We start from the raw sequence: 26,097 nt of genomic DNA, 5'->3' as shown, positions 1-26,097 counted from the left end.
TGGCGCCGCAGTCACGCCGCTCAACCGATGGCCGAGCCGACGATGCGCGCGATGGCGTCCGGATAGGCGATGCCCGCGCGTTCGAGCCCCGCAGCGAATCCCGCGTCCGGCGACAGGCAGGGGTTCGCGTTCACTTCCAGGATGAAGGGGCGGCCCGACGCGTCGATGCGGAAATCGACGCGCGCCCAGCCCCGCAGGCGGAACAGGCGCCAGCAGGCCAGCGCCTGACGCGTCAATTCCGTCGCCAGCGCACTGTCCGTGCCCGGCAGGTCGAAGCTGCGAACGGTATGGCTGTATTCGAACGAGTCCTCATGCCACTTGGCGGCGTAGCCGACGATGTGCGGCTTGCCGGCCGGGAAGTCCCTGAAGACGATCTCGGCCGGCGGCAGCACCACCGGGCCGTCCGGCCCGTCGAGCAGGCCCAGGTTGAACTCGCGGCCCTCGATGAACGCCTCGGCGAACCACGGCGAGCCGGTGCGGCCGGCCCGCTTGCGCAGCTCCGTGCGGGCAGCCTCGGCCCCGCCGGACACGACGGCCGAGTCGTCCATGCCCAGCGAGGCGTCTTCCCACACCGATTTCACGATCCAGCGATCGGCGTCGGCGGGGCCCGGGTCGGCAGCGGCGTCGGCGAGGCCTTCGCCCAGCCAGTCGGGTGTGGGCAGGCCGGACCTTCGCAGCAGGCCCTTGGCCAGGACCTTGTGCGAGGTCAGGAAGATGGCCTCGGCCGGGCAGCCCGCCATCGGCACGCGCATCGCCTCGAGCACGCCGGGCGCCACATGGATCAGCTTGCCGTGGCCGTCGAGGCCCTCGACGAGGTTGAAGACCAGGTCGGGCGTGGAGCCGCTGAGGGAAAACGCGAGGGATTCGAGGTCGAGGTCGCAGCCCCAGGGTTCGACGGTGTGGCCCAGTGCGATCAGCGCCTCGCCGACCGCCTCCACCTGGACCAGGACGTCGAGTTCGTCAGGCGCCGCCTGCGCCGGCACGCGGTTGTGCAGGATGACCACCCGCATGGCCGACCGCCTTCTGCTTCGGGTGGGTCGGCTCGATCCGCGTGGCGGCCGAGTCGACGATGCGGCCGATCAACTCGTCAAAGGGCAGGCCGACCATGTTGCAGATGATGGGCAGGTCCGAGTGCTCCGGATGCAGGCCCGCCAGCGGGTTCAGCTCCATCAGCTGCGGGTTGCCGTCCGCATCGCAACGCAGGTCCAGACGGCCGCCGTCACGGCAGCCCAGCAGGCGCCACGCCGCCAGCGAGATCTCCTCGGCGGCGCGCACCACAGGGTCCTGCGCGGTCACCAGCCGGTACTCGACCAGCTCCTCGCACAGTTCCTTGTTGGTGTAGGTGTAGGCGCCGGCCTCGGCCTTGTCGCCCAGGATCACTTCGATGGTGCCGACCACGCGCGCCGCCTCGCCGGTGCCCACGATGCCCGTGGTCAGCTCGCGCCCGGGCAGGTAGGTCTCCACCAGCACCGGCTGCCGGAAGGTGGCCAGCAGGCGCTCGCACGTCGCACGAAGTTCCGCCGGTGTGCGCACGACCGAAGCACCGTCGATGCCTTTGCCCGTCCCCTCGGCCAGCGGTTTGCAGAACAGCGGGAACGGCAGGTCCACCTTGTCGATGTCTGCGGGTACGACCACTTCGTGGAACTGCGGCGTCGGCAGGCCGCCGTCGCGCAGCACGCGCTTGGTCATGCCCTTGTGCAGCGTCAGGCTCAAGACCAGCGGATCGCTGAATGTGTACGGGATCGCATAGGCGTCCAGCAGCGCGGGCACCTGGGCTTCGCGCCCGATCCCGTACATCCCTTCGGCGATGTTGAAGACCAGTTCCCAGCGGTCACCGGCGGCCAGTCGGGCCGCCAGCGCCTTCACGTGTCCGATCCGGTCGGTCTGGTGGCCCAGCCGGCGCAACGCGCCCTCCAGGGCTTCGATCGTCGAGACACGGTCGAACTCGGCCGTCTCCAGCTCGTCGTAGCCCATCGCGAGGTAGTCGTCGCGCAGGTCGTAGGTCAGCCCGATTCTCACCGCACCGCCTCCATGGCCACATGGCCGTCCGGATAGCGGTGGATGTTCCCCTCGTAGTTGCGCAGCAGCACGTCGCCGCCCTCGTAGCCGACCACCGAATCCGGCTGCAGCGGGATCTTGCCGCCGCCTCCGGGAGCGTCGATCACGTAGGTCGGCACCGCGTAGCCGGTGGTGAAGCCGCGCAGCCCGCGGATGATCTCCAGCCCCCTGGCCACGGTCGTGCGGAAGTGCGACGAGCCCGAGATCGGGTCGCACTGGTACAGGTAGTAGGGTCGCACCCGCATCATCAGCAGCGAGTGCATCAGCGCCTTCATGGTTCCGACGTCGTCGTTGACGCCCTTCAGCAGCACCGTCTGGCTTCCCAGGGGGATGCCGGCGTCGGCCAGCCTCCGGCAGGCTGCCGTCGACTCGGGCGTGCACTCGTCCGGATGCAGGTAGTGCAGGCTCAGCCACAGCGGGTGATGCTTCCGCAGCACCTTGACCAGGGCCGGGGTGATGCGCTGCGGCAGCACCGCCGGCACCTTCGTGCCGATGCGCACGAATTGCACGTGCGGGATCTTCCGCAGCTCGCCCAGCAGGTAGTCCAGGCGCTCGTCACTGAGGGTCAGGGGGTCGCCGCCGGACAGCAGCACGTCCCGGATCTCCGGGTGGCTGCGGATGTAGTCCAGCGCCGATTCCCAGCGGTCGCGGCTCGGCCGCAGCTCGTCCTGGCCGACCACACGCGAGCGCGTGCAGTACCGGCAGTAGGTTGCGCAGCGATCCAGGACCAGGAACAGCACCCGGTCGGGGTAGCGATGCACCAGGCCGGGGACGGGGCTGTGCCCGTCCTCGTCCAGCGGATCGTCCGCCTCGCCGTGGGTGCGCAGGAACTCGTTCTGCACCGGCACCACCGTGCGCCGCAGGCCGCAGTCGGCGTCGAAGGCGCCCAGCAGGCTCATATAGTAAGGCGTGACCGCCACCGGCAGCAGCGAACCGCAGCGGTCCAGTGCGGTCCGCTCCTCGTCGGTAAGTTCAAGCACGCGTGCAAGTTGCTCGGTCGTTCGGAACGAATGGCGAAGCTGCCACCGCCAGTCGTGCCACTCGCTGTCCTTCACGTCCGGGAAATGCGCGCGACGGAACATGCGCGTGCGCGGCCCGGTGCGGGGCAGTCGCTTGGCGAGGAAATGTTCGAGCTGGATCGGCTGGGCGGGAATGTTGACGGGTGCTTCGACGGGCTCGGGCTCGGAAGCAAGCGACGGAGGGTCGTCGGGAGAAGCTCCCGCATCGACCTCCTGCAGGCTCCGGCTCAGCCCGGAGTGGATATCCAGACGAGCGGTATGTTCTCTCAAGGTCTGCCTCCGTGAGGACTGACCGTACCTCCGTGACCGGCAAGGGCGGGACGCCGCCGCCGGAAGATCCCTGACTACCCGCGCGCGACCCGAAAGATTCGCGAGAGAACAGCAGAGTTCGCGCAGAAAATATGGCAACTGGAAAATGTGTCAACCCGCAATCGGTCCCAACGCCGGGAAATCGCGATGTGACGCATCGCCGCAACCCTGCCGCGGTGCCGCCTAGACGTGGTTGCGGAGCATCAACTCGCGCGGATGGGGGTTCAGGTAGACCTGGTCCTTCACGTACGGCACGTCGTGCAACTCGACGTAATGGCGCAGGAGCGTCGCCGGGACGATGAGGGGAACCAGTCCGCGGCCGTAGTCGTCGATGACCGCCAGGAGGCGCTTCTGCTCGGCGTCGGAAACCTGCCCGCGCAGGTGTCCGGCCACGTGCTGGAGGGCGTTGACATGCCGCCGCGGGGTAGCCAGGACCGCCAGCGCCTCCAGGTAGAGGGCCAGGTACTGGTCGCGGAAGCGGGCGGGCGGTACCTGGGCGATGCCCGCCACGAGCCTGCCGAGCTCCTGGTAGTGCCGCGGGCTGTGGGCCATCAGCAGGTATTTCTCGCGACTGTGGAAGGCCACGACGGCGCCGCGGGCCCAGCGTCCGCTGAACACCTGCCTGGCCCGGCGATAGGCGAAGATGCGCTCGACGAAGTTCTCGCGCAGGCGCGGGTCGGTCAGGCGGCCCTCTTCCTCGACCGGCAGCAGCGGGCAGGCCGCGACCAGGGCGGCGGCGAAGAGCCCCCGCCCGCCCCGGGCGGGCATCCCGCGGTCGGGGTATACTTTGACCCGAAACAGCCCGCAGCTCGGCGAGTTCTTCTTGAGGACGAACCCGTCAAGGTCTGCCGCAGCCATTTCCCGCGCCCGCCGCCGGCTCAAGTCGTTCATCGGCGCGGTCCAGTCCACGCCGGAGCGCGCGGCGCCACCATGCGCGGCGCATCGGCGTCGCCCTCCAGCCGCACCGACTCGCGGGGGGTGCCCATGCCCACCTCGATCTCGGGGCACACCGGCACCAGCTCGCACCAGGTGGCCAGCGTTCCGGTCAGCCAGCGGTCGTGCTTGTGGCCGCCATCGAAGCGCACTTCCTGCCCGAGCAGGCAGGCGCTGACGCCGATGCGCAGGGTGGTGGCGGTCGGCTGGGGGTCTGGATCCTTGACGCGTGCCATTGTCGCTCCCGGGTCTCGCGGGACAGGGCTGGCGCTGGAGGGCCATTCATAGCAGGATTGGGGTGAGCGAGCCAGCGCCATCCCCCCGAGGTGGGTCATGAAGCAGAAGCACAGGAACACGTCGCACACGTCGCGGACGCCGCGCCCGGCCGCCAAGCCGACAGCGCGCGCCAAGCCCGCAGCCGGGGCCAGACCTGCAGCGGGCGACAAGCGTCCCGTCGGCGACAGGCCCATCGGCGACAAGCGACCCGTCGGCGAAAAGCGTCCCGTCGGCGAAAAGCGTCCGATGGGCGAGAAGCGTCCCCTCGGCGACAAGCCGGTCGGCGCCAGGCGCCCCACCGGTGCCGGTGGACCGGCGCGTTCGCTGCGCCCGGCACGCGCGGCCGCCCCGGCTTTCGCCATCGTCCCGGCCCGCGCTCCCCAGCCGAAGGAGCAGGAGGACTTCTCGGTCACGAGCTGCTCGTGCGACAACTGCCGCGCCGCCTGCCAGAACGCTCCCGGATGGTTCATGCCCAACCAGATCCCGGCCCTGGCGCGCCACCTGGGGCTGTCGGTGGAGGAGACCTTCCGTAAGTACCTGGCGATCGGGGTCACGCGCCTGGCCGACGGCACCGAGCGCTCGGGCGTCATGCCCCACAAGCTGCGCGACGGCAAGAAGCCCGGCAGCCGCTGGAGCCTGGCCGAGATCGCGCAGCCGGGCCGCTGCATCTTCTTCGACCGCGGCAAGTGCTCGATCTACGCCGGGCGCCCCTACGAGTGCGCCCGGATGATGCACGACCGCGGCGACCAGACGATCCGGCTGCGCAAGCGCATCATCCCGAAATGGACCGACGCGGCGCTCGCGCCGTTCCTCAAGCTGGCCGGCGCCGCGGCGGCCCGGCGCCGCGGCCGTCCCTGAGGCCTCAGGCGCGCGCCACGAGCGCCGCCCCGGCCATGATCAGCGCCGCCCCGCCCAGCAGCTTCGGCGTGTCGACTTCCCGGCTCTCGGCGAAGAGCACCAGCGCCAGCACGACCACCACCAGCGTGTTCAGGTTGTAGAGCGGCGCCAGCTTCGAGAGCGGCGCCCCGAACCGGCTGAGCCCCAGCATGACCGCGATCATCCCCAGGCCCCAGCTCAGGCCGATGCCGAGGGCAGCCACGCCTGCCCGCGCCGTCAGGGCGCGGTCGCCGAGCAGCGGCAGCGCCGCCAGGCCGGTGGCGGCCACGCCCAACCCGACGAGCGGCAGGTACCAGCCGGCGCCGCCGCCGGCACGGCCGTAGACCTTCTGCAGCACCCCGGTCATGCCGAAGCAGAGGGCGGGCAGCAGGCCGCCGACGAGAAGGCCTTTCCAGGCGGTGGGCACGGGGATACCTCCGGTGGGATGTGGCTTCGCGGCACATCGACGTGCGTGCCGCGACAGGATGGCGACAACAGCAAACCGAGTCAACCGCGACGGGTCGACACCCGGCCTGGTTCCTTCACCGGCCGGCTGGAACCCGGTTTCGCTATCGGACCGGTCCGGACGAGCCATCGGTGCTACAATATCGCCTTCGAATCGCGCCCGATGGGACCCCGGACGAGGAGACCAGCATGCCCCGCCTGATCCGCGCCTTCTTCATCCTGGTTTTGTGCGCCGCCGCCGGCACCGCCGCCGCGGTCTCACCGTTCCAGCAGGCCGTCACCGCCCTGGAAGGCCTGGACACCGCCCGCATTCCGGGCGGCCGCCTGTATGACCGGGCCCTGCCCATGTCAGGCCTGGCGCAGCAGGACGGCAGCGGCGCCGGCCCGGCGGTGGACGCGGCGTCGTGGCGCCAGATGCTCCACGAACTGCGGCTGGCCTCGACGGAAGAACCGGCCGGCTGGCCCACGCCGGAGCAGGCGCGCGACGAGGCGCGGCGCGCGAAGTCAGCGGGCCTGGTGCCCATCGCGCTGCTCGATGCCGGCTACGCCCGGCTGCGGCCCGACGCCCTGGAACTGGGGCTGGTGGAGATGCAGGGCGACCGCCTGGTGGAGACGCCGGCTGCCGTCGTCACCTCGCCGTACCTGGCACAGCGCGCCTTTGCCGCTGCAGCGCTGGTGCCGCGCACGTACCACGGCGCGAACGTCACCTTCGTCCTGCCGTCGTCACTGCTGGCGATCGACGGCCCGCAGGCGCCGAAGCTGGAAGCGGACCTGGCCGACGGCCGTGGCTGGCGCCCGCTGCGCGCCGATGAGCCGTTCACCGCGAGCTACGACGCAGCCGGCCCGCGCACGCTGCGCCTGCGCGCCGACGTCGGCAGCGGCGTCGTGCGCGAGGCGACCTTCAGCTTCGAGGTCGCGGCACTGGCCGCGCCCCTGCCGACGGCGACCTGGCCCATCACGGCGACGGTGCCGTTCCAGGGTGTCTACGGATTCGGAGAGGCCTACGTCTACCTCGCCCCGGGCCACGCCACGGTGACCGAGCCGGTGGTCATCGTCGAGGGCTTCGACATGGACAACATCATGGACTGGGACGAGCTGTACGACCTGCTCAACCAGGAGAACATGCTGGAGGAACTGCGCGCCGACGGGTTCGACGCCGTGGTCCTGAACTTCAACGACTCGACCGACGACATGCGCCGCAATGCGATGATCCTGACCGAACTGTTGCGCCAGGTCGAGCTCGCGCAACCGGACGGACGGGACAGGATCGTCATCGGCGCCAGCATGGGCGGCCTGGTCTCGCGCTACGCGCTGGCCTGGCTCGAACATCAGGGAGTGGACCACAACGCACGCGCATTCATCTCGTTCGACAGCCCGCAGCTGGGCGCGAACATCCCGCTCGGCGTGCAGTACTGGCTGCAGCTGTTCCAGGTCGAGTCGACCGATGCGGGGTACCTGCTCAGCCGGCTTGACCGGCCCGCCGCGCGGCAGATGCTGCTCTATCACCATTCCGTGGGCGGCGCCACGGGCCAGGCCGACCCGCAGCGCGCGGCATTCCTCGCCGATCTGGCCGCGGTCGGCAACTGGCCGCAGGACCTGCGCAAGGTGGCCGTGGCCAACGGCAGCGGCGCCGCGCAGGGCCAGGGTTACGCGCCGGGAACGCAGCTCATCTCCTACGAGTACTACAGCTTCCTGGTCGATTTGATCGGCAATGTCTGGGCGGTGCCCAACGGCGGTTCGCAGCAGATCCTGCGCGGGCTCATCGACCGCATCTGGCCGCTGCCCAACGACGAACTGAACGTGACCGTGAACGGCACGCTGCCGCTGGACAGCGCGCCCGGCGGCTGGCGCGCCTCGCTGGCCGACATGGATGCCACGCCGGCCCCTTACGGCGACATCGTCGCGCTGTACCCCAACCACTGCTTCATCCCGACGATCAGCGCACTGGCGCTCGACCTCGCCGACCCGTACACGAACATCGCCGGCCTGGCCGATCCCGCGGCCCACAGCGCCTTCGACGCCGTCTACTTCCCGGTCGCCAACCAGGAGCACATCCTGGTCACGCCGGAGAACAAGGCGTGGCTCGCGGCCGAGATCGCACGGCCTTTCAGCGGTGTGGATGATGTTGCGGGAGTGCCGACAGCGCGGCTGCGGGTCGTCGGCGCCCAGCCCAACCCGTTCAACCCGTCCACGCGCATCATCGTGGACCTGCCGGCTGCGGCGGCGCAGGCGCGCCTCGAGATCTTCGATCTGGCGGGCCGTCGCCTGCGCACGCTGGTGGACGGGCCGCTGCCGGCCGGACGCCAGCAGGTGGCGTGGGACGGGCGCGATGACGCCGGACGCGCCCTGGCTTCGGGCACCTTCGTCTGCCGGCTCAGCGCGGGGGATGCCGCCGGTGCGGCGCGGCTGACGCTCGTGCGGTAGCGTCCGCCGCGCCCGGCGTCTGTACGCCTACTTCACCAGGGTCAGGCGGCCACTGGTGCGCTGCTCGCCGGCCTGCACCACATACACGTACGATCCGGCCGCCACCGCGCGGCCGGCGTCGTCCCTGCCGTCCCAGGTGGCGCGACCGCGCTCTGCCGCGTTGTTCTCCTGGAAGACCTCTCGCACGCGGCGGCCGTTCGCGTCGAAAACCGTCACCGTCACATCGGTGCCCTGTGGCGCCTGCCAGTCGATGGTCACGCGCGGGTTGAACGGGTTCGGGTAGGCGAGTGCCGTCAGCGTCGGCGCCGGCGGCACCGCGGCCACCGACTGCAGGCGGAATGTAAAGGTGCCGAGGGGTTCGCCGGGCGTGAACGGCGTGTCCATGATCGCGAACAGCGGCACCGGCGGCACCGTGGGAATGTCCCCCGAGGCGTAGCTGGCGCCGCTGTCGGTGCCCGCGTCCCAGGGGTACAGCACGGCTGTCGCCTCTTCGACCCATTCGCCGCCCGGGCGCAGGTCCAGTCCCATCACGCCCACGAACCAGTCGGGGCTCGGCGCGATCATCGTCACCAGCGTCACCAGCGGATGCGAAGGCGTGGCCGTGAACTGCAGCGAGGCCGAGCCTGGCAGCGTGGCGATGGCCGGTCCCAGGAGCACGCTGCCGGCCGTGCCGGCGCCGATGGCCGCCTGCACCTCGCCGGCCAGCGTCGTCTGCTGGCCCCACTCGGCCATGCGCTTGATGCCGAGGCTGGCCAGCGTGCCGGGCGTCCAGAACTGGACGGCAGGGCTGTGCGTGCCGCCCACCAGGCCCGAGAAGTGCGCATTGGAAGGGAACATGACCGGATGCGTGTCCGCGCTCCAGCTGACATCGAAGGTGACTTCGTAGGTGGCGTCCCCGGGATCGGCGACGGCCTGCGCGCCTGGAAACGCAGCAAGGCTGGCGGCCAACACAACGGCGGCAGCGAAGGAACGACGGAACGCGCTCATGGCTTTCCTCCTGGCCTCAGGGCAACGGGCGATCTGTTGATCCCCCGGGTTCAATTCGGGCGGGGTCAGGGGTGCGCTCAAGGTAACTGTCGTCAGCGCCACCCCGCCAGCATCGCCGACACGCGCCAGTACCCGTGATGGCCTTCGGCGTTGGCCGGCCGGATGTCCTCGACGCGCCAGCTTACCGTGTGGGTGCCGGGCGTCAGCCAGGCCGTCAGGTCGACGACCTGGGGCAGCGCGACGTCGCCCGGGCACCAGCCGCTGCGCTCGTAGTCACTGCTCCACGAGCCGTCCGACCAGCGCGCGCAATACGGGTTGATGGCCCGCAGTTCATCGCAATCGTCGCGCCACGGCCGCCAGCGCAGCACTTCGCGCCCGTCAACGCTGATGACGTTGTCCTTGGTGATGAACTCGTCGGCGTCGGTGCCGTCGGTGCAGTGGCCGGTCGAGATGGCGGCCAGTTCCACCCGCCGCAGTCCTTCCGGCACGGTCACGGTCGTCTCGGCCAGGGGCGATGCCGCCGTCAGGTTCCCGGCCGGCAACAGGGCGCCGTGGGCCCAGGCAGGCCGGGCCACGCTGCCGTCATCCGCCACCGTGAACACCAGGGCCGCATCCACTTCCCAGGCCGGCGTCACCCAGGTGTCGATGAAGACCTCGAAGGCGCAGTGCCCGCCCAGGAGCGGCGCCACGCGCGTGACATCGACCTCGTGCTCGATGGGGCCGCCGTAGGCGGTCATGAAGCGGCACAACTCGACCGGCGCCATGCCCGGCCGCAGCAGGCGCACCGAGCCGGCGCGGTCCCAGCGGTCGACCACGCTGCGGATGTCCTGGCGGATGGGCCGCACCGCCAGGCGCAACGTCACCTTCGCCGGTCCGCGCGGGGGAGAGAGTTCGCGGTAGGTGGCCATCACGCGGCCGTTGTCGCGCGCCGTGGCCACCGGCGTGTCGTAGCGCGTGCTGTCGGCAGGGGTGAAGTGCACGGTCACGTTCTCGAACAGCGGCACCACAAGCGGCGGCGGCGACTCGACGCGCGCGCCGCATCCCGCCAGCATCACCCCGAGGCACACGGCCACTGCGCCCTCCCGCCATCGTCCCGTGCTTCCGGTCATGCCGCGAACTCCCTTGCCCGTTGCCACCGATGTGTCATTGCAGGTGCGCTTGTCCTGGCCGCGCCGACGAGCATACACGGTGCGGCGGCGGCTGGGAACGTCGCTTGCACGACGTTCCCCACAGAGATGCCCGGTCGGGCGCAACACCCGTCAAGGCGATGGCCCGGGGAAGGACCCATGAGGAACGACGAGAAGCTCAACGTGATGGAAGCCGGGGACGTCCTGGACATCAGGGACCGCACCCGGAAAGCGACCTCCACGCCCATCACCCCGCTGACGGCCCGCGGACCGTACCAGATGCCGCGTCGCGACGCCTCCGCCGCGTCGTCCCCCGCGACCGCACCGACCATGCACTATGCCCTGCTGCTGGGGTTGACCTGGCTGCTGGGGCCGGCTGCGCTGCTGTTGACGCCCGATGGTCGACGACATCACGGCTGGTTGACGCTCGGTATCGCATCGGCCCTGGCCGGCGCCGTGATCGCCCTGGTGCCGTACTCCCGGTTCGTGCCCGTCACCACGCTGGCGACGCCGTTGGCCTGGGGCACGCTCGCCGCGCTGGCGACCATCGGCGGCTTCAGCGCCTGGGCGCGCGCGGTGCAGTTCGCCGCCGCGCAGGTGCCGCCGCCGCATCGGCAGAACCGCTGGTTGCGTTCGCGCCTGGCCGTGTGCGCGCTGGGCCTGATCGCTCCCGGCTGCGGCATGCTTGTCGGTGGCAGCCGGTGGCGCGCCTCGCTGTGGTTGTGGGCCCTGTGGCCGGCGGCCCTTGGTGTGGCCGTGCTGGGAAACGCCATGGACATGTGGCGCCACCTGGCCACGACGGTGCCCGACCGCGCGGCCGCAGACCTGCTCGAGTTCTCGATCCTGATGGCTGCAGGGGCCGTCGTGCTCGGCGCCCTGGCCTGGCTGGTGCAGGCACTCGAGGGTGCGCGCCGACTCGCGCCGGCTCCGGCCCTGGCCCGTGGCCACGGCGACTGGTTTGCCGTGGCCCTCGGAGTCTCCTGTGCGGCGCTGGCGGTGGCCGGCAATCCTGAACGTGCAGCGCGCAACCTGGGCGATGCGGCGCTGGTTCTGCAGGCCGAAGGCTTCTCCGTGATCCCGCTGCAGCTGTCACTGGCGGCCGACCGGCTCGATTCCGCGCACGCCGAGTACGCGGTGACGGCGATCGCGCTGCACGAGATCCGCGGCGACGAACAGGGCGCGAAGGCGCTGCGTGAGCGGCTCGACCTCAGCCTGGCTCCGTACGTGGCTCTGCTGGATGCCTCGGCAGCACGGCCCGGAAGCGACGGCGAATCGGTTCCCTCGCCGTCCTCGCGTGCGGCAGACCCGTCGCGCCCGGGCACCGGTGAACTGTACTACGGCACGCTGGCGCGCGCGCGCCCGGCCGGCGGGCGTTGAGCAGGACCGGCCGCGAGGCGGTTCCCGGAAAACACTCGCCAACACCGGTATTGCCGGTGCACCATGGCCGCATGCGTCACAGACTGGTCTCCCTGGACGTGCTGCGCGGCCTGACCGTCGCGCTCATGATCCAGGTCAACAACCCCGGATCATGGGAGTGGAGCCTCAGTTCCCAGTTGCGGCACGCCGCCTGGCACGGCTGCACGCTGACGGACCTGGTGTTCCCGTTCTTCCTGTTCGCGATGGGCGGGGCCATGGCCCTGAGCCTGGAGCGGCGCCTGCGTGACGGCGAGGCACGGGCAAGCCTGCTGCGACACTCGCTGCGCCGGGGCGGCCTCATCATCCTGATCGGGCTCGTGCTGAACGCCTTTCCTTTCGGCCTTCCGCTCGACCCCACCGCGGCACGCGCGTTCACCCTGCAGTCCGTGGCGGACAGCTTCAGCCATCTCCGGTTGCCGGGCGTGCTGCAGCGCATCGGCGGCTGCTGGCTGCTGGCCTCGACCATCATCGTCGCCTGGCCCGGTCAGCGCCGCCGCATCGCGGCCGCCGCCGTTCTCCTGCTCCTCTATGAAGTCGCCATGCGCGCGCCACTGCTCGACGGGTGGGGTGGCGGCAGCTTCGAGGCGGCCGACAATCTTGCCCGCTGGATCGACCTCCAGGTGCTCGGCGCCGGGCACATGCTGAGCGTCGGCGTCGATGGCGGCAGCGATCCCGAGGGGCTGCTGTCGACGCTCACGGCGACCCTGACCACGCTGTTCGGGTTCGCGGTGGTGTCTTGGCTCGGGCGGGCGCCGCTGGCGACGCGCCGGTTGGCCGCCCTCGCCCTGGCCGGAGCCGGACTGGCTGCGGTCGGCCGGCTTCTGGCGCCCCTCGAGCCGGTCAACAAGTCGCTCTGGACCGCCACCTACGTACTCCTGACGGGCGGCCTGGCCTGTGTCGCCCTGGCGGCGGTGGCGTGGCTGGTCGACATCCGCGGCTGGCGTCGCCCGATGCTTCCCTTCGAGGCGTTCGGATTCAACCCCATGCTGATGTTCTTCGGCTCGGGCCTTCTGGCGCGCCTGCTCGTGAACGCGCGCTGGAGCCTCGCCGGCGGCACGCCCACCACGCTGCGCACGCTGCTTTACCGCCACGCTTTCGTGCCCTGGGCAGGCCCCGAATGGGGATCGGTGTTGTTTGCGAGCGCCCAGGTCCTGGTCTGGATGACGGTTGCCTGGGTGCTGTACCGTCGGGGCTGGGCCTGGCGGGTGTGAACGCCGGCCGGGGCCCGGTGCCGGAACCTATTGTATTGCCCGTCAAGTAATGTTATGATTATGCAGAATCGATCGCCGGATGGGGGGAGCCCGGTCCCACGCAAGTGGGCCAACACGGAACCTGGTGGTTAACATGCTGTTCAGGAACAATTTGCGGCCCTGGGGCCCGGTGCGGTCGTGCGCTGTCATCATCTCGCTGCTGGCCGCCGCGGTCGCGCAGGCCGACGCGCCGATCGGCTACTACGACGCGGTCGACACCACGACGCCGGCCACCCTGCGGGCCACGCTTCACACGGTGATCCGGGCCGGGCATGTGAAGATCCCGTACACCGCCGCCTCGACCGACACCTGGAACGTACTCGAACTGGCCGACCAGGACCCGCTCGACAGCGGACGCATCATCGACGTCTACAAGAACACCTCGTACATCAAGTACGGCGCCGGCAATGCCGAGTACGACCGCGAGCACACCTGGCCGAAGAGCTTTGGATTCCCCAACGACGGCTCGTCGGTGCTGCCGTACAGCGACTGCCACATGCTCTTCCTGTGCAACAGCAGCTACAACAGCTCGCGCAGCAACAACGTCTACGACACCTGCACGGTCATCACGCAGTCGTACCCCACGGCTGTCTACAACGGCGAATCGGGCACCAACTACCGCCAGAACATCCTGCCCGAGGGGCGCTGGGAGACCTGGACCGGCCGCCGCGGCGACGTTGCCCGCGCGCTGCTCTATTTCGATGTGCGCTACGAGGGCGACGGCACGGAGCCGGACCTGATCCTGACCGACGACATCAACCTGATCGTCGCCTCGAACACGGGCGTGAACCTCGACGTGGCCTACATGGGCATCCTCACCACGCTGCTGCAGTGGCACGTGCAGGACCCCGTGAGCGATCGCGAGCGGAACCGCAACGACATCGTCTACACGTACCAGCACAACCGGAATCCGTTCATCGACCACCCGGAGTGGGTGCTGCCGATCTTCCAGGGCTACATCAGCGGCGTGGGCGACCTGCCGCTGGCGGCGGCCGAGATCCAGTCGATCTACCCGAACCCGTTCAACCCGAACACGAACATCGCCTTCAGCCTGCCGGAGGCGGGCCAGGTGCGCGTGGAAGTGTTCACGGTGGGTGGTCGCCTGGTGCGCGTGCTGCTCAACGACAGTTATGACGCCGGCGAGCACGTGCTGCGCTGGGACGGCACCGACGAGGCGGGCGGCTCCGTCGCGAGCGGCGCCTACTTCTTCCGCGTGCAGAACAGCGCCGGCATCGACACCAAGCCGGCCATCCTGCTCAAATAGCCGCCCTTCAACAGGTGGCGGCCGCCTTCGGGCGGCGGCAACGGCCGGGGGACTGCGGACCCCCGGCCGGTTGCTTTCCCCCAACGTGGCCACCGGTCTTGAGCCCCGCGCCGGCAGACGCTATGCTGCGGCAAACCCGGTGGAAGGAACAGCCCGCCATGAGCCTGACCCGACGCTCGACCATGTCCTGTGCCCTCGTGCCGGCAGCGCTCGTTGCCGTGCTCGCCGTGTTCGCGGCCGTGCCTGCAGCACGTGCCCAGGCGGCAGCGCCCACGCCCCCGGCGGGACAATCCCTGCCCGAGCCCGTGCCCGGCACCCGCGCCGTCGTCTTCCATGCCTCGGCCGCCGCGCGTGACCAGGCGCCGCCGTCGCTGTGCCTGCAGGCGCCGCTGCGCCCCGACGGCCCGCCGCCGCCGGACTGGTCGGCCGACGCGGTGCGCACGCCCGTGTTCTCCAGGGTCCAGGGCCGCGCAGCCGCCTGGCTGCCGGTGGCCGAAGGCACCGACCTCTACGGCACCGGCGAGGTGGCCGGCGGCCTGCGCCGCAACCGCACGCGCACCGTTGCCTGGAACACCGATGCCTACGGCTGGCAGCGCGCCGAGCTCAGCCTGTACCAGTCGCACCCCTGGGTGCTGGCCGTCCGGAGCGACGGCTCGGCGTACGGCGTGCTGGCCGACACGCCGGAGCGCTGCCTGATCGACCTGAACCAGGGCATCCGTTTCGAGGCGGCGGGGCCGGAGTTCGCGGTGATCGTCATCGAGGGCGCATCGCCGCAGGACGTCGTCCGCGCCCTGGCCGCGCTGACGGGCACCATGCACCTGCCGCCTCGCTGGGCCCTGGGCTACCACCAGTGCCGCTATTCCTACACACCCGACGATCGCGTGCGCGAGATCGCCGACGGCTTCCGCAGCCGCGCCATCCCCTGCGACGTCATCTGGCTCGACATCGACTACATGGACGGCTTCCGCTGCTTCACGGTCGATGCGAACGCGTTTCCCGACCTGCGCGGACTGGACGGCGAGCTGCAGGCGCAGGGCTTCCGCACCGTGGCCATCATCGACCCGGGCATCAAGCAGGAGAGCGGCTACCACGTGTTCGAGACGGGCGACGCGCTCGACGCCTGGGTGCAGACGCCGGCAGGCAAGCCCTACCAGGGTTCGGTCTGGCCGGGCAACTGCGTGTTCCCCGACTTCACGATCGAACGCGTGCGGGCCTGGTGGGGCGGCCTCTACGGGCAGTTCCTCAGCCTGGGCCTGGACGGCATCTGGAACGACATGAACGAGCCGGCCGTCTTCAACGTCGACGGCCACACGATGCCGGTCACCAACGTGCATCGCGCCGACCCGGAGCTGGGCGGCACCGGCACGCATGCGCGCTACCACAACGTCTACGGCATGCTGATGTCGCGCGCGACGTACGAGGGCTTCGAACAGGCGCGCCCGCGGCAGAGACCGTTCGTGCTGACCCGAGCCTCGCACCTCGGCGGCCAGCGCTGGGCCGCGACGTGGACGGGCGACAACACGGCCAGCTGGGACCACCTCGACATGTCGCTGTCGATGGTCCTGAACCTGGGCCTGTCGGGGCAGCCGCTGAGCGGTCCGGACATCGGCGGCTTTGTCGGCCCCGGCGACGGCCCGCTGTACGCGCGCTGGATGGGTGTCGGCGCGCTGCTGCCGTTCGCGCGCGGACACACCGGCAAGGGTAACATCGACAAGGAACCGTGGTCGTTCGGCAAGGACGTCGAGAACACCTGCCGCCTGGCCCTGCAGCGTCGCTACCGCCTGCTGCCGTACTTCTACACGCTGGCGCGCGAGGCCGCACGCAGCGGCCTGCCCATCGCGCGGCCGGTCTTCTTCGCCGACCCGGCCGACCCGGCGCTGCGCGATGTCGACGACGCCTTCCTGCTCGGCGACGACCTGCTCGTGGTGGCCAACGTGAAGCCGGGCCGGCGCGACCCGGCCGCTCCGTTGCCGGCGTTCCCGCGCGGCAACTGGCGCGAGATCTCGCTCGTGGACGGTGACCTGACCGACGCCGACCTGCCGCGCCTGTTCCTGCGCGAAGGGGCCGCACTGCCGCTCGGGCCGCTCGTGCAGTGGTCGGACGAGAAAGCGCTCGAAGAGGTCGAACTGCTCGTCAATCCCGATGCGCAGGGCCGCGCCGTCGGGGCGCTCTACGAGGACGCCGGCGACGGCCACGGCCACCTGGACGGCGAGTACCGCCTGACGCAGTTCACCTACGGTGACGGGCGCCTGGAGTCTGCGCGGGTGGACGGCGACTGGACGGCGGGCGTGTGGTCCACGCATGTGCGGGTGGTGCGCTGAGGAAGGGCCGCTGTCGGGACTAGACCCGCCCCGACTTCAATGCGTAGGCGGCGATCACGCCTTCGGGCAGCGGGTGCCAGCCGTTGACCGGCTCAAGCGCCGCCGCGGGGTCGGCGGCGGGCTCCAGGTGCACATGCAGCCCGCCCGCAACAGCCACCTCGATGATGTCGTCGACTTCGTGCAGGTCGTCGGTGTGCTGTTCGGACTCGCCGACCAGCAGGGCGGCGCGGGCGCGCGACTTGACCTCGTCGCCCGTCTCGGCCACGAGGAAGGCGACCTCGTGCAGCTCGCCGAAGCGTCCGCTGCGGTAGGCGCCCAGGTTGATGAACCACAGGCGGCGCGAACCGCCTGGCGGCTCCGGGCGCAGCACCACGCGATGCCCGTCGACCACCTCGAGCGGCAGCCACGAATCGATGTGCAGCCCGCGCAACGCGCCGAACCACTGGCCCATCAGCTGCTCATACGTGGACTCGATGGTGTCGCCGACGGCGAAGACCGCATCGTGCAGTTCCGTATTGGCGCCGGGGGCGGTGCCGCCGAGCATGACCGCAAACAGCTTCATGGGCGGCGCTCCTGCAGCCCGCGCACCAGTTCGCGGCTCACGTCGTAGGTGAAGCCCGACTCCGGCGCGAAGCGCCAGAATTCCTCCAGGCAGCTGGTGCCGGTCGAGAGCTCGTACGACAGCGCGGTGGCCAGCAGGTCCAGCCGGTCGGCGTCGCGCACGAGCCTGGCCTCGGGCGTGGCCTGCGCCTCGAATTCCACCCACAGGTCCATCCACTCGCCGGCAAAGCCGATCCCGGCCAGCAGTTCGTCCAGGGCGGCGCTCTCGGCGGCCATCTTGGCGCCCGGCGGCAGCAGACGCGAGGCGCCCAGCGAGAGGTCTCCGGTCACGCTCTCGGCCAGGTCATGGGCGATGGCCATCGCCAGCACCTTCGCACGGTCCAGCTTCTCCGGCACGCTGCCGAGCAGCGCCAGCGCGATGAGCGCCACGCCATGGCTGTGGTCGGCCACGCTTTCGGGCGAAGGCACGCCGCGCTGGAACCAGCCGGTGCGCGGCGTTGTTTTCAGCCGGTTGGCCTGCATCAGCATGTCCAGCAGGCGCCCAGCGACGACATCGGCCATGTTCGGGACCTTTCGCCACGGTTTCAGCCGCGGAACACCCACCAGGTGATCGCGACTCCCAGGACCACCAGCCAGCTCAGCCAGACCAGCAGCCCGCGATGCTTCGACGGTACGTTCGGCCCCGCCGTCGCGTACGTCAACCCGGCCAGTTGTGCGCTCGAAGGCGCGGGCGCCGTCAGGCTCACGAGCACGAGCACGGCGACGCAGATCGCGAACAGCATCGCCGCGAAGTGCAGGAAGTTCATCTTCGCGTAGGCCAGCAGCAGGCCGTCCAGCGACCCCGCGTTCAATTCCAGCACCAGTCGCAGCGCGCCCAGCACGAAGCCCGCGCCGAGGGCGGCCATGGCGCCGCGCGCGTTCACGCGCGTCCAGAACAGGCCCAGCAGGAAGACCGCCGCGATGGGCGGCGAGATGTACGCCTGCACGCTCTGCAGGTACTGGTAGAGCTGGCCCGAGATGCGCGCCATCAGCGGGATCCACAGCACGGCCAGCAGCACCAGCACGCCGGTGGCGATCTGGCCGAACGCCACCAGTTGCCGCTCGGAAGCCGCCGGCTTCAGCTTGCGGTAGATGTCGAAGGTCATCAGGGTCGAGCACGAGTTGAACACCGACGACAGCGAGCTCATGAGCGCCGCGAGCAGCCCCGCCACGACGATGCCGCGCAGTCCGGCCGGCAGCAGGGCCGTGACCATCGCCGGCAGCGCCTGGTCGGGCCTTTCCAGCACCAGCTTGCCCTGCTGCACCAGCCCGTAGGCCGCGACGCCCGGCAGCACGAACAGCACCACGGGCAGCAGCTTCAGGAGGGCGGCGAAGATGGTGCCGCCACGCGCATGGTCGAGATTGCGTGCCGCCAGCACGCGCTGGACGATGAACTGGTCGGTGCACCAGTACCAGACGCCGAGGATGGGCGCCCCCAGCAGGATGCCGGTCCAGGGGAAGTTCGGGTCGGTGGCCGGCAGCCACATGTCGAAGAAGCCGGGGCCGGCGCTCGCCTTCAGCTGGGACCAGCCGCCCAGGGCGTTCACGCCGGCAAAGGTGAGCACCAGCGAGCCGATCAGCAGCACGAACAACTGCAGCGTGTCGGTGATGAGCACCGCGCGCAGGCCGCCCAGCACCGTGTAGATGCCGGTGGCCACCACGACGATCAGCGCGCCGACCCAGAAATCGAGCCCCATCAGCGCGCCGAAGACGATGCCGCCGGCGGCGATGGTGACCGAGATCTTCGTCAGCACATAGCCCACCACCGAGATGACGGCCAGGTACCAGCGCGCCGCCGGCGAGTACCGGCGCTCGAGGAACTCGGGCATGGTGGTGACGCCGCTGCGCAGGTAGAACGGGACGAACACCCAGCCCAGCAGCAGCAGGATCAGCGAGGCCAGCACCTCGAACTGCCCGACCGCGACGCCGCTGGCGGCGCCGGTGCCCGCCAGGCCCACCAGGTGTTCCGAACCGATGTTCGAGGCGAACAGCGAAGCGCCCACCACGAACCAGCCCACGTCCCGGCCGGCCAGGAAGTACTGCCCGGAACTCTCGCGCACGCGCTCGCGCCGCGTGTAGAGCCAGGCGATGAAGAACACCAGTGCGAAGTACGCGGCAATGACCAACCAGTCGAGCCAGGCCAGGCGGTTCATGGTATCCTCTCGGCGTCCCGGGATCCGGTATCAGGGCGGATGGGGATCATTCTGGACGATGGGGGCGGGCCGTGTCAGCAAAAAGCGCCGATCGGGAGCTCGATCCATGAAGGCAGCGGCCGTTGTCATCGGCATGGTGGTCCTGGCGTTCTGTGCCCGGGCCGCGGAAGTCACCTTCGAGGTGTCGGTACCCCCGTCGACGCCGGCACAGGCCGTGGTGTACGTGGCGGGCGACTTCCAGGGCTGGCGCCCGGGAGAGGCGGCGTGGGCGCTGGAGCGCGGCAGCGACGGGCTGTGGCGGCGACGGGCGACGTTCCCTGACGGGCAGCCCCTGCAGTTCAAGTTCACGCTCGGCGGCTGGTCGTCCGTGGAGAAGGGGCCGGCCGGCGAGGAGCTCCAGAACCGCCTGCACGTGGCGCTCGGCGACACGACGCTGTCGCTGGCGGTTGCCGGCTGGGCCGACGGCTCCCCGCCGCGAGCGAGCACGACCGGCGATGTGCGGCGGCTCGAGGTCCCCGGCTTCCTGGACGGCCGCCGCGTCTGGGTCTGGCTGCCGCCCGGCTACGAGGACGACCCGGCGCGCCGCTACCCCGTGCTCTACCTGCTGGACGGCCAGAACGTCTTCGATGCCGCCACCAGCTTCGCGGGCGAGTGGGAAGTGGACGAATCGCTGGCCCGGCTCGTGGACGCGGGCGGGGTCGAACCGCTCATCGCCGTGGCAGTGGCCAACGGCGAGGGCCTGCGCGCGCGGGAGTACACGCCCTGGCCGGAGCCCGCCTGGCGCGAAGCAACCGGCGGCGGGGGCGATCACCTGCGCGCCATCGTCGAGGTGCTGAAGCCTGCCGTCGACCGCGCCTTCCGTACACTCGACGGCCCCACCCACACGGGTCTGTGCGGGTCCTCGTTCGGCGGGCTCATGGCCCTGCATGCGGCCTATGCGCGCCCCGACGTCTTCGGCCGCCTGGCTGCGCTGTCGCCCAGCCTGGCCTGGGCCGGCCACGCGCCGCAGGCCATGGCGGCCTCGCGACCGCGTCCCGCCGTGCGCCTGTACGTCGACATGGGATCGCGCGAGGAAGGCAACCTGCAGGACGGCGACGGCAACGGCGTCGACGACTCCCTCGACGACCTGCGCGCCCTTCGCGAAGCGCTCCTGCGCCGCGGATTCCGCGAGGGCGAAGACCTCCTCGTCGTCGAGGATGACGGCGCACGCCACCACGAGTCGTTCTGGGCGCGGCGCTTTCCCGCGGCTGCCCGATTCCTGTTCCCGGCCCAGGCCGGGCCCCGGTCGACAACCAGGGCCCCATAGGAACAGGCCCGGGACCACGCCTGTGATCCCGGGCCCCGTGGCGGAGATGTTCCTGCCTACCTGAACATCGCCTTCAGCGTGCCCAGGTTCGTGACTTCCTCGGCGGCCTTCTCGTCGACCTCGAAGTCGGCAAGGTCGCCGGTGAATTCCTGGTTCGAGTCACCGAAGTCCAGCGTCAGGCCGTCCTTGCCGGTTTCCTCGTCGTCGTCGCCCAGGATCTGGCTGCCGTCGGGGCAACCGCTGTGGTTCCATTGGCACAGGTTCTTGATCAGGCGCAGTCCGGCACGCCGCTCGTTGTTGCGCGGTTCCTGGTGACGGCTGCGCGAATCCAGGGGATGGGCCACCAGCCAGGCGTCGGCAGCGGCCACGGACTCGGCGATATCATTCGTGGCGCCGTTGGCCAGATTCAGCTTGGCCACAGCCAGCTGGTGCGCCAGGCGACGGGCCACCTGCCCGCGATGCGGACCGCGCAGGAGGTGCGTCAGCTGCCCCGCATCGTACTCGACGTGGCCCAGGCTCAGCGCGCCCACCGGCCATTGCGAGCGATGGCGCAGCCACCAGCGGGCGGCGTGCCGGCAGGTATCGGCCGGCGTGCCGCCGTCGGCATTGCAGGCCAGCGGGGTGACGACATCGCCCTGGGTCAGCGAGTAGACATCGCCGCGCGCATCGTAGACTTCGGCGAAAGCAATCATCGTGGCTGAGCGGTCGAGCGGCGTCTGCCAGGCGGCCCCGAACGGGTAGGTTGCCGTCGCCGTCGCCGGGATCTCGAGCCACTGTTCCCAATGATAGTCCTCGATCACGACGCCGACGCTGTCGGCCAGTTGCATGTCGAAGAGGAGGAGTACCATCGTTGCGCCCGGCCGGAAGGCGACGGTCGCTTCCGCGCTCCACGCGTTGCAATCCGCAGTGGCGGTCAGTGCCTCCAGCGTCCCGGCGCCCGCCAGCGCCGGCGGCAGGAACAGGACGGCCAGGGCCAGCAGCAGATGCTTGTTTCTCATGGTGCCTTCTCCTGTGCTACTGCGGCCATCCCTCATGACCGCCGTGCCTTGTGCAGTCGAGCAGGAGCATTTTGCGGGCCATGATGGTACCCGGGGCTGCGCACTGGCCGCTTGCTTCGCGGGCGGGGTGCGCTACGATGCCGTCCATGAACTGCCCGATCTGCCGTTCCGCCGCCCGTTTCGCGCGCGTGGGCGCCTATGCGCGCTGCGCGGCCTGCGGGGGCTTCTTCCTGCCCGACCCGCCCGCACTGCCGGGCAACGCGCCGTTCAGCGGCGCTGCGGCCGCGCATTGTGAAGCGGCCGATCTCGTGCGCAAAGCGTACTTCAGGCGCCGCCTGGACCTGGCATTGCGACATGCGAACGTCGACAGCGGTCCGGGCCGGCTGGTCGACGTCGGCTGCGGCGCGGGCATCCTGCTGGCGGACGCCGCCGCGCGTGGCTGGCAGGTGGCGGGCGTCGAGTTGTCGCCGGAGCTGGCAGCGCGCGCACAGGAACGGGTGCCGACGGCCACCATCGTCACGGGTGACGCGGTTTCCGGCAGCGAATGGCCGTGGCCCGGCGCCGCCGATGTCGTCATCGCGTTGGATGTGCTCGAACACGTGGTCGACCCGACGGCGTTGCTGCAACGCTGTCGCGCGGGCCTGCGTCCCGGCGGGGTCCTGGTCGTGCAGACTCCGAACGCGCGCTCCCTGCGCGCGCGCTGGCAGAAGGACCGCTGGCCGATGCTGGACCCGGCGCAGCACCTGGTGCTGTACCCGCCGACGCAGCTGCGACGTGCGCTGCGCGAAGCCGGCTTCGTGGTGGAAACCCGTCAGACGGTGAGCGGCACCGGTTGCGAGGTGGGGCTGTCGCGCATCGTCGCGGCGGCGCGCGAGGCGGCGCTTTCGCCGGGCGAGCTGGGCAACGCCGTCCTGGTCGTGGCGCGGGCGCGCTGAACCTGCGCGCCGCGGCCACACCGCAGCATCAGTCGCGCGTCCACAACGTCGGCTGCTCCAGCCCGAGACCCGCCGTCGAGCGGTAGCCCACGGCGTGCACCACGCCGTCGCCGTCGACCGCCATCTGCTGCACCTTGCCCTGGAACGGCGTCATCTCCCGCGTGGCCGTGGTGCCCGACACGCGCACGATGGTCGCCAGCCCGGCGCCGCCGGCGCCGCCGCAAGCCACGTACCAGGCGCCGTCAGCCGACGGCAGGATGTCGTTGATGCCGCCGATCAGGTCGCCGTCCGGCAGCGCGATGTCGCTCCAGGTGCCGGCGCTGCTGCGCAGCATCAGGAACGCACGCGGCGACTGGCCACCGCCGCCCGCGAGGCCCCCGACCATGAGGGCGCCGGCTGCTGTTCCCGCGATGCAGCGGAATGTCCGCGTGGCGACCCCGGCTCCCAGCGGAACCTTGCGCCACACGCCGGCCACCGTGTCGAGCGACAGCACCACCTGCAGCGTGTCGGCTCCTTCGTCATAGCCGCAGGCCAGCGCACGCCCGCCGTCGACGAAGACATCGGTGTAGCCGCCCTCGTGCTGCGTGTCGAGCGGTGTCACCTCGATGGCCCAGATTCCCGGCTCACGGCTCGACCACAGCGTGCCGCCGATGCCAGTGCCGCCGGCGACCATCAGGTCATCGTCACCGTCGACCGCGGCGATGCGCACGCCTGGGCGCGCAATCGAGGCTGTCGGGTAGCTGCGCCCGTCGTAGAGCAGGCAGGGGTCGATGTCCTGGTCCAGGAATCCGCCCACCGCCAGTCCCAGGGCGCCGGCCGCCAGGTCCAGCAGCACCGCGTTGTCGGGCGGGTCGGCCAGTTCCGCGCTGACCCAGTGCCGCTCCGGGTCGCGCGACAGCAGCAGGTAGTCGGTGCCGACCTTCTGCGATGTCCCGCCCAGGATGTGGCCCTGGTTGCCGTCGAAGTCGATGGCGGTCAAGCCCACGCCGATCGTCAACAGGGGCAGGTCCTCGACATGCCAGGCGTCGGTGTTCGCGGGCATGGTGGGGCGATCGTCGTCGCAGCCCGACAGTCCCGCCAGGACGCCCATCCCGGCAGCGATGGCGACGACCGGCAGGCAGTTGTGGACCAGGAGGCTGATGCCCGAACGGAGCGGATATCTCAGGCTCACGGTGTCATCTCCGGGGGAGCGGGGCGGTGGCGGCCGTTGGGCGGGCAGTCGCCGTGGCAGCCGTGAACATACGAATCCGCCCCCGGCGCGGCAACGCGTCGGGATGGGTGGAGATCATGTCAAGGATGTTGACAATAGTGCGGGCGCCAGCAGCGGGGTGTCCCAGGTGTTTGGGTTGTAGTGTCAATATTGTTGACGAAGTGTTCGGCGCCTCGGGCGGGGGCATCGAGGCGGCTTTCTGGGATGACAACATGGTTGACGTTGGAGTCCCGTTCGGGCAACCTGACAACCGGATCCACTTTCAGGGAGGAAGCCATGCCCGACCCGATCCCGGTTGCCGGGAGACCATCTGCCGATACTCCTGCCGTGGACCCGCAGGCTGTCTTCGCCGCCGGCGCCCTGGTGGCGGCGGCGCGCCGGCTGGCCGAACACCTCGAGGCGGCGGCCCGCGATCTCCACGCCGGCGACGACCTGACGGTGGCCGAACGGGGCCTGTTGCTGCTCCTGCGGCAGGGGGGCGTGCAGACCATTCCCCAGCTCGCGGCGCGGCGCGGCGCCTCGCGGCAGTATCTCCAGCAGACGCTGGCACCGCTGGTCGAGCGCGGGCTGGTGACCTGGCGCGAGAACCCGCGTCACCGGCGCTCGCGCCTGGCCGAACTGACGCCGGCCGGCGTCGGGCTGGCGCGGCGCGTCATGGCGCGCGAAGGGGCCATGCTCGGTCGCCTGGCGGTGGCCGTGGACAGGACCAGGCTGCAGGCCGCGACCGAGGTCGTGCGGGCCATCGATGACGCCCTGTGCGAGGGCAGGGACGTCCTGGTCGCCGAAGCGGCGGCGGCGTCCGGGCGGACCATGGCCGCCGAAGGCTGACCACGACCGCGCGATGGCGGGCCTCAGTCGGCTGCGAGTGCCAGCCCGGCCAGGCGGCCGGTGGTCCAGCAGCCCTGGAAGTTGAAGCCGCCGGTCACGCCGTCGATATCCAGCACCTCGCCCGCCAGGTACAGTCCCGGGCAGCGACGACTCTCCATGGTGCGAAAGTCCACCTCGCGCAGGTCCACGCCGCCGCAGGTGACGAACTCCTCCTTGTGCGTGCTCTGCCCCGTGGTGTGCAGGCACGTGTTGCGCAGGGCCGCGCCAAGCATCTCGCGGCCGGCCCGGTCGAGGTCGCCCCAGCGCTGCTGCGCGTCCACGCCGGCATGCATCGCCAGGGCGGTCCACAGGCGCTTCGGCAGGCCGCCCGGCCCCAGCGCCACGACTTCCTGCTTGCCGTGTGCGTGCGCCCACTCCTTCAGCAGCGCATCGATGCCGGATGCAGGCGTGCCGGGCAGCCAGTCCACGCGCAGTTCCGCAACATACCCCGCCTCGTGCAGCGTGCGCGCCGCCCAGGCCGAGAGCACCAGCACGGCCGGGCCGCTCACGCCACGGTGGGTGACCAGCACCGGACCGCGGCGGCTGACGGCGGCACGGCCCTCGCCCACGGCGACGACCGCATCGGCCACGGCTACGCCGGCCAGCGCGGTGAGCCAGGGTTCGGCACAGTCCAGGCTGAACAGCGAGGGCACCGGCGGCACCACCGTGTGTCCCAGGGCCGCGGCCAGCGTGTAGCCGTCGACGCTCCCGGCGTCGCCCCGCGAGGTGCGGCCGCCGGTGGCGAGCAGCACCTTGTCGGCGACAATCGGTTCGCCGGCCTCGGGCTCCACGCGGAAGCCGCCTTCGGTCACGCTCACCGCGCGCACACCTTCGCGCAGGCGCAGGTCCACGCCCAGGTCTCTTGACGCGCCCAGCAGCGCCTCGGCCACGGTGCGCGAGTCGTCGGTGGTGGGGAACATGCGGCCATCGGCTTCGGTTTTCAGCACCACGCCGTGCGCAGCGAACCAGGCCGCGGTCTCGGCCGGGCCGAAGCGGGTGAGGGGGCCGCGCAATTCGCGGCCGCCGCGCGGGTAGCGTGTGACCAGCTCCCGGGGGTCGAAACAGGCGTGGGTGACGTTGCAGCGCCCGCCGCCGGACACCAGCACCTTGGCCAGCGGCTTGCCGGCCTTCTCGAACACGACGACCGGTCGGCCCGGCGCCGCCTCTCGAGCGGTAACGGCCGCGAACAGGCCCGCCGGCCCGGCGCCGACAACGACGATCATGCATGCCTCCGCAGGGTGGACGTCCGGCGCCCCGCGCCGCTACCATGGCCGGAATGCCGCGAGGCAAGAATGCCCCAACC

At 70.7% G+C, this 26,097-nt stretch carries 21 protein-coding genes and 1 pseudogene; 9 read left to right on the top strand and 13 right to left on the bottom strand.

What is annotated here, in order from left to right; genetic code table 11:
• Window positions 1-20: 20 nt before the first annotated feature.
• From IPG61_19055 to IPG61_19040, 4 genes and pseudogenes are all read right to left on the bottom strand, one after another.
• Window positions 21-1,010 carry a D-alanine--D-alanine ligase gene (locus tag IPG61_19055; GenBank protein MBK6736122.1) on the bottom strand — a complete coding sequence of 330 codons (990 nt, stop codon included), beginning with the start codon at window positions 1,008-1,010 and terminating at the stop codon, window positions 21-23.
• Entirely contained in the window at window positions 961-2,019 is a 1,059-nt protein-coding gene (locus IPG61_19050) for a D-alanine--D-alanine ligase (protein MBK6736121.1), read from the bottom strand. Before IPG61_19050 ends, IPG61_19055 begins: the two co-directional genes overlap by 50 nt.
• Entirely contained in the window at window positions 2,016-3,140 is a 1,125-nt protein-coding gene (locus IPG61_19045; GenBank protein MBK6736120.1) for a KamA family radical SAM protein, read from the bottom strand. The genes IPG61_19050 and IPG61_19045 overlap by 4 nt, the downstream gene beginning before the upstream one ends.
• A gap of 429 nt (window positions 3,141-3,569) precedes the next feature.
• Window positions 3,570-4,555 (bottom strand): annotated as a pseudogene (locus IPG61_19040) (DUF523 and DUF1722 domain-containing protein).
• Window positions 4,556-4,652: 97 nt separating this feature from the next.
• Between IPG61_19040 and IPG61_19035 the strand changes: the two are divergent.
• Window positions 4,653-5,453, top strand: a complete 801-nt coding sequence (locus IPG61_19035) for a YkgJ family cysteine cluster protein (GenBank protein MBK6736119.1) — start codon at window positions 4,653-4,655, stop codon at window positions 5,451-5,453.
• Between the two features lie 4 nt (window positions 5,454-5,457).
• On the opposite strand, the gene IPG61_19030 is transcribed toward IPG61_19035, so the two are convergent.
• Entirely contained in the window at window positions 5,458-5,898 is a 441-nt protein-coding gene (locus IPG61_19030; GenBank protein MBK6736118.1) for a hypothetical protein, read from the bottom strand.
• 227 nt (window positions 5,899-6,125) lie between these two features.
• On the opposite strand from IPG61_19030, the gene IPG61_19025 reads away from it, so the two are divergent.
• Window positions 6,126-8,360 (top strand): hypothetical protein, encoded by a 2,235-nt coding sequence (locus IPG61_19025; GenBank protein MBK6736117.1) that lies wholly within the window; start codon window positions 6,126-6,128, stop codon window positions 8,358-8,360.
• Window positions 8,361-8,387: 27 nt separating this feature from the next.
• On the opposite strand, the gene IPG61_19020 is transcribed toward IPG61_19025, so the two are convergent.
• Window positions 8,388-9,347 (bottom strand): spondin domain-containing protein, encoded by a 960-nt coding sequence (locus IPG61_19020; GenBank protein MBK6736116.1) that lies wholly within the window; start codon window positions 9,345-9,347, stop codon window positions 8,388-8,390.
• A 92-nt stretch (window positions 9,348-9,439) separates the two neighbouring features.
• Window positions 9,440-10,456, bottom strand: coding sequence for a hypothetical protein (locus IPG61_19015; GenBank protein MBK6736115.1), 1,017 nt, complete (start codon window positions 10,454-10,456; stop codon window positions 9,440-9,442).
• A 177-nt stretch (window positions 10,457-10,633) separates the two neighbouring features.
• On the opposite strand from IPG61_19015, the gene IPG61_19010 reads away from it, so the two are divergent.
• The 4 genes from IPG61_19010 to IPG61_18995 all read left to right on the top strand — a co-directional run bounded on the left by IPG61_19010 (window position 10,634) and on the right by IPG61_18995 (window position 16,725).
• Window positions 10,634-11,851 (top strand): hypothetical protein, encoded by a 1,218-nt coding sequence (locus IPG61_19010; GenBank protein ID MBK6736114.1) that lies wholly within the window; start codon window positions 10,634-10,636, stop codon window positions 11,849-11,851.
• A gap of 71 nt (window positions 11,852-11,922) precedes the next feature.
• Entirely contained in the window at window positions 11,923-13,101 is a 1,179-nt protein-coding gene (locus IPG61_19005) for a DUF5009 domain-containing protein (GenBank protein MBK6736113.1), read from the top strand.
• A 133-nt stretch (window positions 13,102-13,234) separates the two neighbouring features.
• Window positions 13,235-14,404, top strand: coding sequence for an endonuclease (locus tag IPG61_19000; GenBank protein MBK6736112.1), 1,170 nt, complete (start codon window positions 13,235-13,237; stop codon window positions 14,402-14,404).
• Between the two features lie 158 nt (window positions 14,405-14,562).
• On the top strand, window positions 14,563-16,725 hold the full coding sequence (locus tag IPG61_18995; GenBank protein ID MBK6736111.1) for an alpha-glucosidase: 2,163 nt from the start codon (window positions 14,563-14,565) through the stop codon (window positions 16,723-16,725).
• Window positions 16,726-16,744: 19 nt separating this feature from the next.
• Here the strand turns inward: IPG61_18995 and IPG61_18990 are convergent, their stop codons facing one another.
• Genes IPG61_18990 through IPG61_18980 form a run of 3 tightly spaced genes read right to left on the bottom strand, consistent with a single transcriptional unit; the run spans window position 16,745 to window position 19,478 of the window.
• Window positions 16,745-17,287 carry a DUF1543 domain-containing protein gene (locus tag IPG61_18990; protein ID MBK6736110.1) on the bottom strand — a complete coding sequence of 181 codons (543 nt, stop codon included), beginning with the start codon at window positions 17,285-17,287 and terminating at the stop codon, window positions 16,745-16,747.
• Window positions 17,284-17,847 carry an HD family hydrolase gene (locus IPG61_18985; protein ID MBK6736109.1) on the bottom strand — a complete coding sequence of 188 codons (564 nt, stop codon included), beginning with the start codon at window positions 17,845-17,847 and terminating at the stop codon, window positions 17,284-17,286. Before IPG61_18985 ends, IPG61_18990 begins: the two co-directional genes overlap by 4 nt.
• Window positions 17,848-17,870: 23 nt before the next feature.
• Entirely contained in the window at window positions 17,871-19,478 is a 1,608-nt protein-coding gene (locus IPG61_18980; GenBank protein ID MBK6736108.1) for a sodium/solute symporter, read from the bottom strand.
• Between the two features lie 106 nt (window positions 19,479-19,584).
• Here IPG61_18980 and IPG61_18975 point away from each other — a divergent pair, with 106 nt between their 5' ends.
• The gene (locus tag IPG61_18975; GenBank protein MBK6736107.1) at window positions 19,585-20,784 is read left to right on the top strand and encodes an alpha/beta hydrolase; all 1,200 of its coding nucleotides are present in this window, start codon (window positions 19,585-19,587) and stop codon (window positions 20,782-20,784) included.
• A gap of 56 nt (window positions 20,785-20,840) precedes the next feature.
• Here IPG61_18975 and IPG61_18970 read toward each other — a convergent pair whose 3' ends face one another.
• Window positions 20,841-21,782 carry a hypothetical protein gene (locus IPG61_18970; protein MBK6736106.1) on the bottom strand — a complete coding sequence of 314 codons (942 nt, stop codon included), beginning with the start codon at window positions 21,780-21,782 and terminating at the stop codon, window positions 20,841-20,843.
• Between the two features lie 146 nt (window positions 21,783-21,928).
• Between IPG61_18970 and IPG61_18965 the strand changes: the two genes are divergently transcribed.
• Window positions 21,929-22,717 (top strand): class I SAM-dependent methyltransferase, encoded by a 789-nt coding sequence (locus IPG61_18965; GenBank protein MBK6736105.1) that lies wholly within the window; start codon window positions 21,929-21,931, stop codon window positions 22,715-22,717.
• Window positions 22,718-22,745: 28 nt separating this feature from the next.
• Here IPG61_18965 and IPG61_18960 read toward each other — a convergent pair whose 3' ends face one another.
• Window positions 22,746-23,888, bottom strand: a complete 1,143-nt coding sequence (locus tag IPG61_18960; GenBank protein ID MBK6736104.1) for a hypothetical protein — start codon at window positions 23,886-23,888, stop codon at window positions 22,746-22,748.
• Window positions 23,889-24,203: 315 nt separating this feature from the next.
• On the opposite strand from IPG61_18960, the gene IPG61_18955 reads away from it, so the two are divergent.
• On the top strand, window positions 24,204-24,755 hold the full coding sequence (locus IPG61_18955) for a MarR family transcriptional regulator (GenBank protein MBK6736103.1): 552 nt from the start codon (window positions 24,204-24,206) through the stop codon (window positions 24,753-24,755).
• Between the two features lie 23 nt (window positions 24,756-24,778).
• On the opposite strand, the gene IPG61_18950 is transcribed toward IPG61_18955, so the two are convergent.
• Window positions 24,779-26,017 carry an NAD(P)/FAD-dependent oxidoreductase gene (locus IPG61_18950; protein ID MBK6736102.1) on the bottom strand — a complete coding sequence of 413 codons (1,239 nt, stop codon included), beginning with the start codon at window positions 26,015-26,017 and terminating at the stop codon, window positions 24,779-24,781.
• Window positions 26,018-26,097 lie beyond the last annotated feature (80 nt).

Source organism: bacterium (assembly GCA_016703265.1).
GTDB lineage: Bacteria > Krumholzibacteriota > Krumholzibacteriia > LZORAL124-64-63 > LZORAL124-64-63 > CAINDZ01.
Note: the sequence above shows the minus strand (reverse complement) of the source record. Positions and strands in the feature narration are given on the sequence as shown.

Coding starts and splice junctions, on each gene's coding strand:
- IPG61_19020 (MBK6736116.1), bottom strand. CDS start 9,347: ATGAGCGCGTTCCGTCGTTCCTTCGCTGCCGCCGTTGTGTTGGCCGCC.
- IPG61_19025 (MBK6736117.1), top strand. CDS start 6,126: ATGCCCCGCCTGATCCGCGCCTTCTTCATCCTGGTTTTGTGCGCCGCC.
- IPG61_18955 (MBK6736103.1), top strand. CDS start 24,204: ATGCCCGACCCGATCCCGGTTGCCGGGAGACCATCTGCCGATACTCCT.
- IPG61_19015 (MBK6736115.1), bottom strand. CDS start 10,456: ATGACCGGAAGCACGGGACGATGGCGGGAGGGCGCAGTGGCCGTGTGC.
- IPG61_18975 (MBK6736107.1), top strand. CDS start 19,585: ATGAAGGCAGCGGCCGTTGTCATCGGCATGGTGGTCCTGGCGTTCTGT.
- IPG61_18980 (MBK6736108.1), bottom strand. CDS start 19,478: ATGAACCGCCTGGCCTGGCTCGACTGGTTGGTCATTGCCGCGTACTTC.
- IPG61_18970 (MBK6736106.1), bottom strand. CDS start 21,782: ATGAGAAACAAGCATCTGCTGCTGGCCCTGGCCGTCCTGTTCCTGCCG.
- IPG61_19005 (MBK6736113.1), top strand. CDS start 11,923: ATGCGTCACAGACTGGTCTCCCTGGACGTGCTGCGCGGCCTGACCGTC.
- IPG61_19000 (MBK6736112.1), top strand. CDS start 13,235: ATGCTGTTCAGGAACAATTTGCGGCCCTGGGGCCCGGTGCGGTCGTGC.
- IPG61_19045 (MBK6736120.1), bottom strand. CDS start 3,140: ATGTTCCGTCGCGCGCATTTCCCGGACGTGAAGGACAGCGAGTGGCAC.
- IPG61_19035 (MBK6736119.1), top strand. CDS start 4,653: ATGAAGCAGAAGCACAGGAACACGTCGCACACGTCGCGGACGCCGCGC.
- IPG61_18950 (MBK6736102.1), bottom strand. CDS start 26,017: ATGATCGTCGTTGTCGGCGCCGGGCCGGCGGGCCTGTTCGCGGCCGTT.
- IPG61_18985 (MBK6736109.1), bottom strand. CDS start 17,847: ATGGCCGATGTCGTCGCTGGGCGCCTGCTGGACATGCTGATGCAGGCC.
- IPG61_18990 (MBK6736110.1), bottom strand. CDS start 17,287: ATGAAGCTGTTTGCGGTCATGCTCGGCGGCACCGCCCCCGGCGCCAAT.
- IPG61_18965 (MBK6736105.1), top strand. CDS start 21,929: ATGAACTGCCCGATCTGCCGTTCCGCCGCCCGTTTCGCGCGCGTGGGC.
- IPG61_19010 (MBK6736114.1), top strand. CDS start 10,634: ATGAGGAACGACGAGAAGCTCAACGTGATGGAAGCCGGGGACGTCCTG.
- IPG61_19055 (MBK6736122.1), bottom strand. CDS start 1,010: ATGCGGGTGGTCATCCTGCACAACCGCGTGCCGGCGCAGGCGGCGCCT.
- IPG61_18995 (MBK6736111.1), top strand. CDS start 14,563: ATGAGCCTGACCCGACGCTCGACCATGTCCTGTGCCCTCGTGCCGGCA.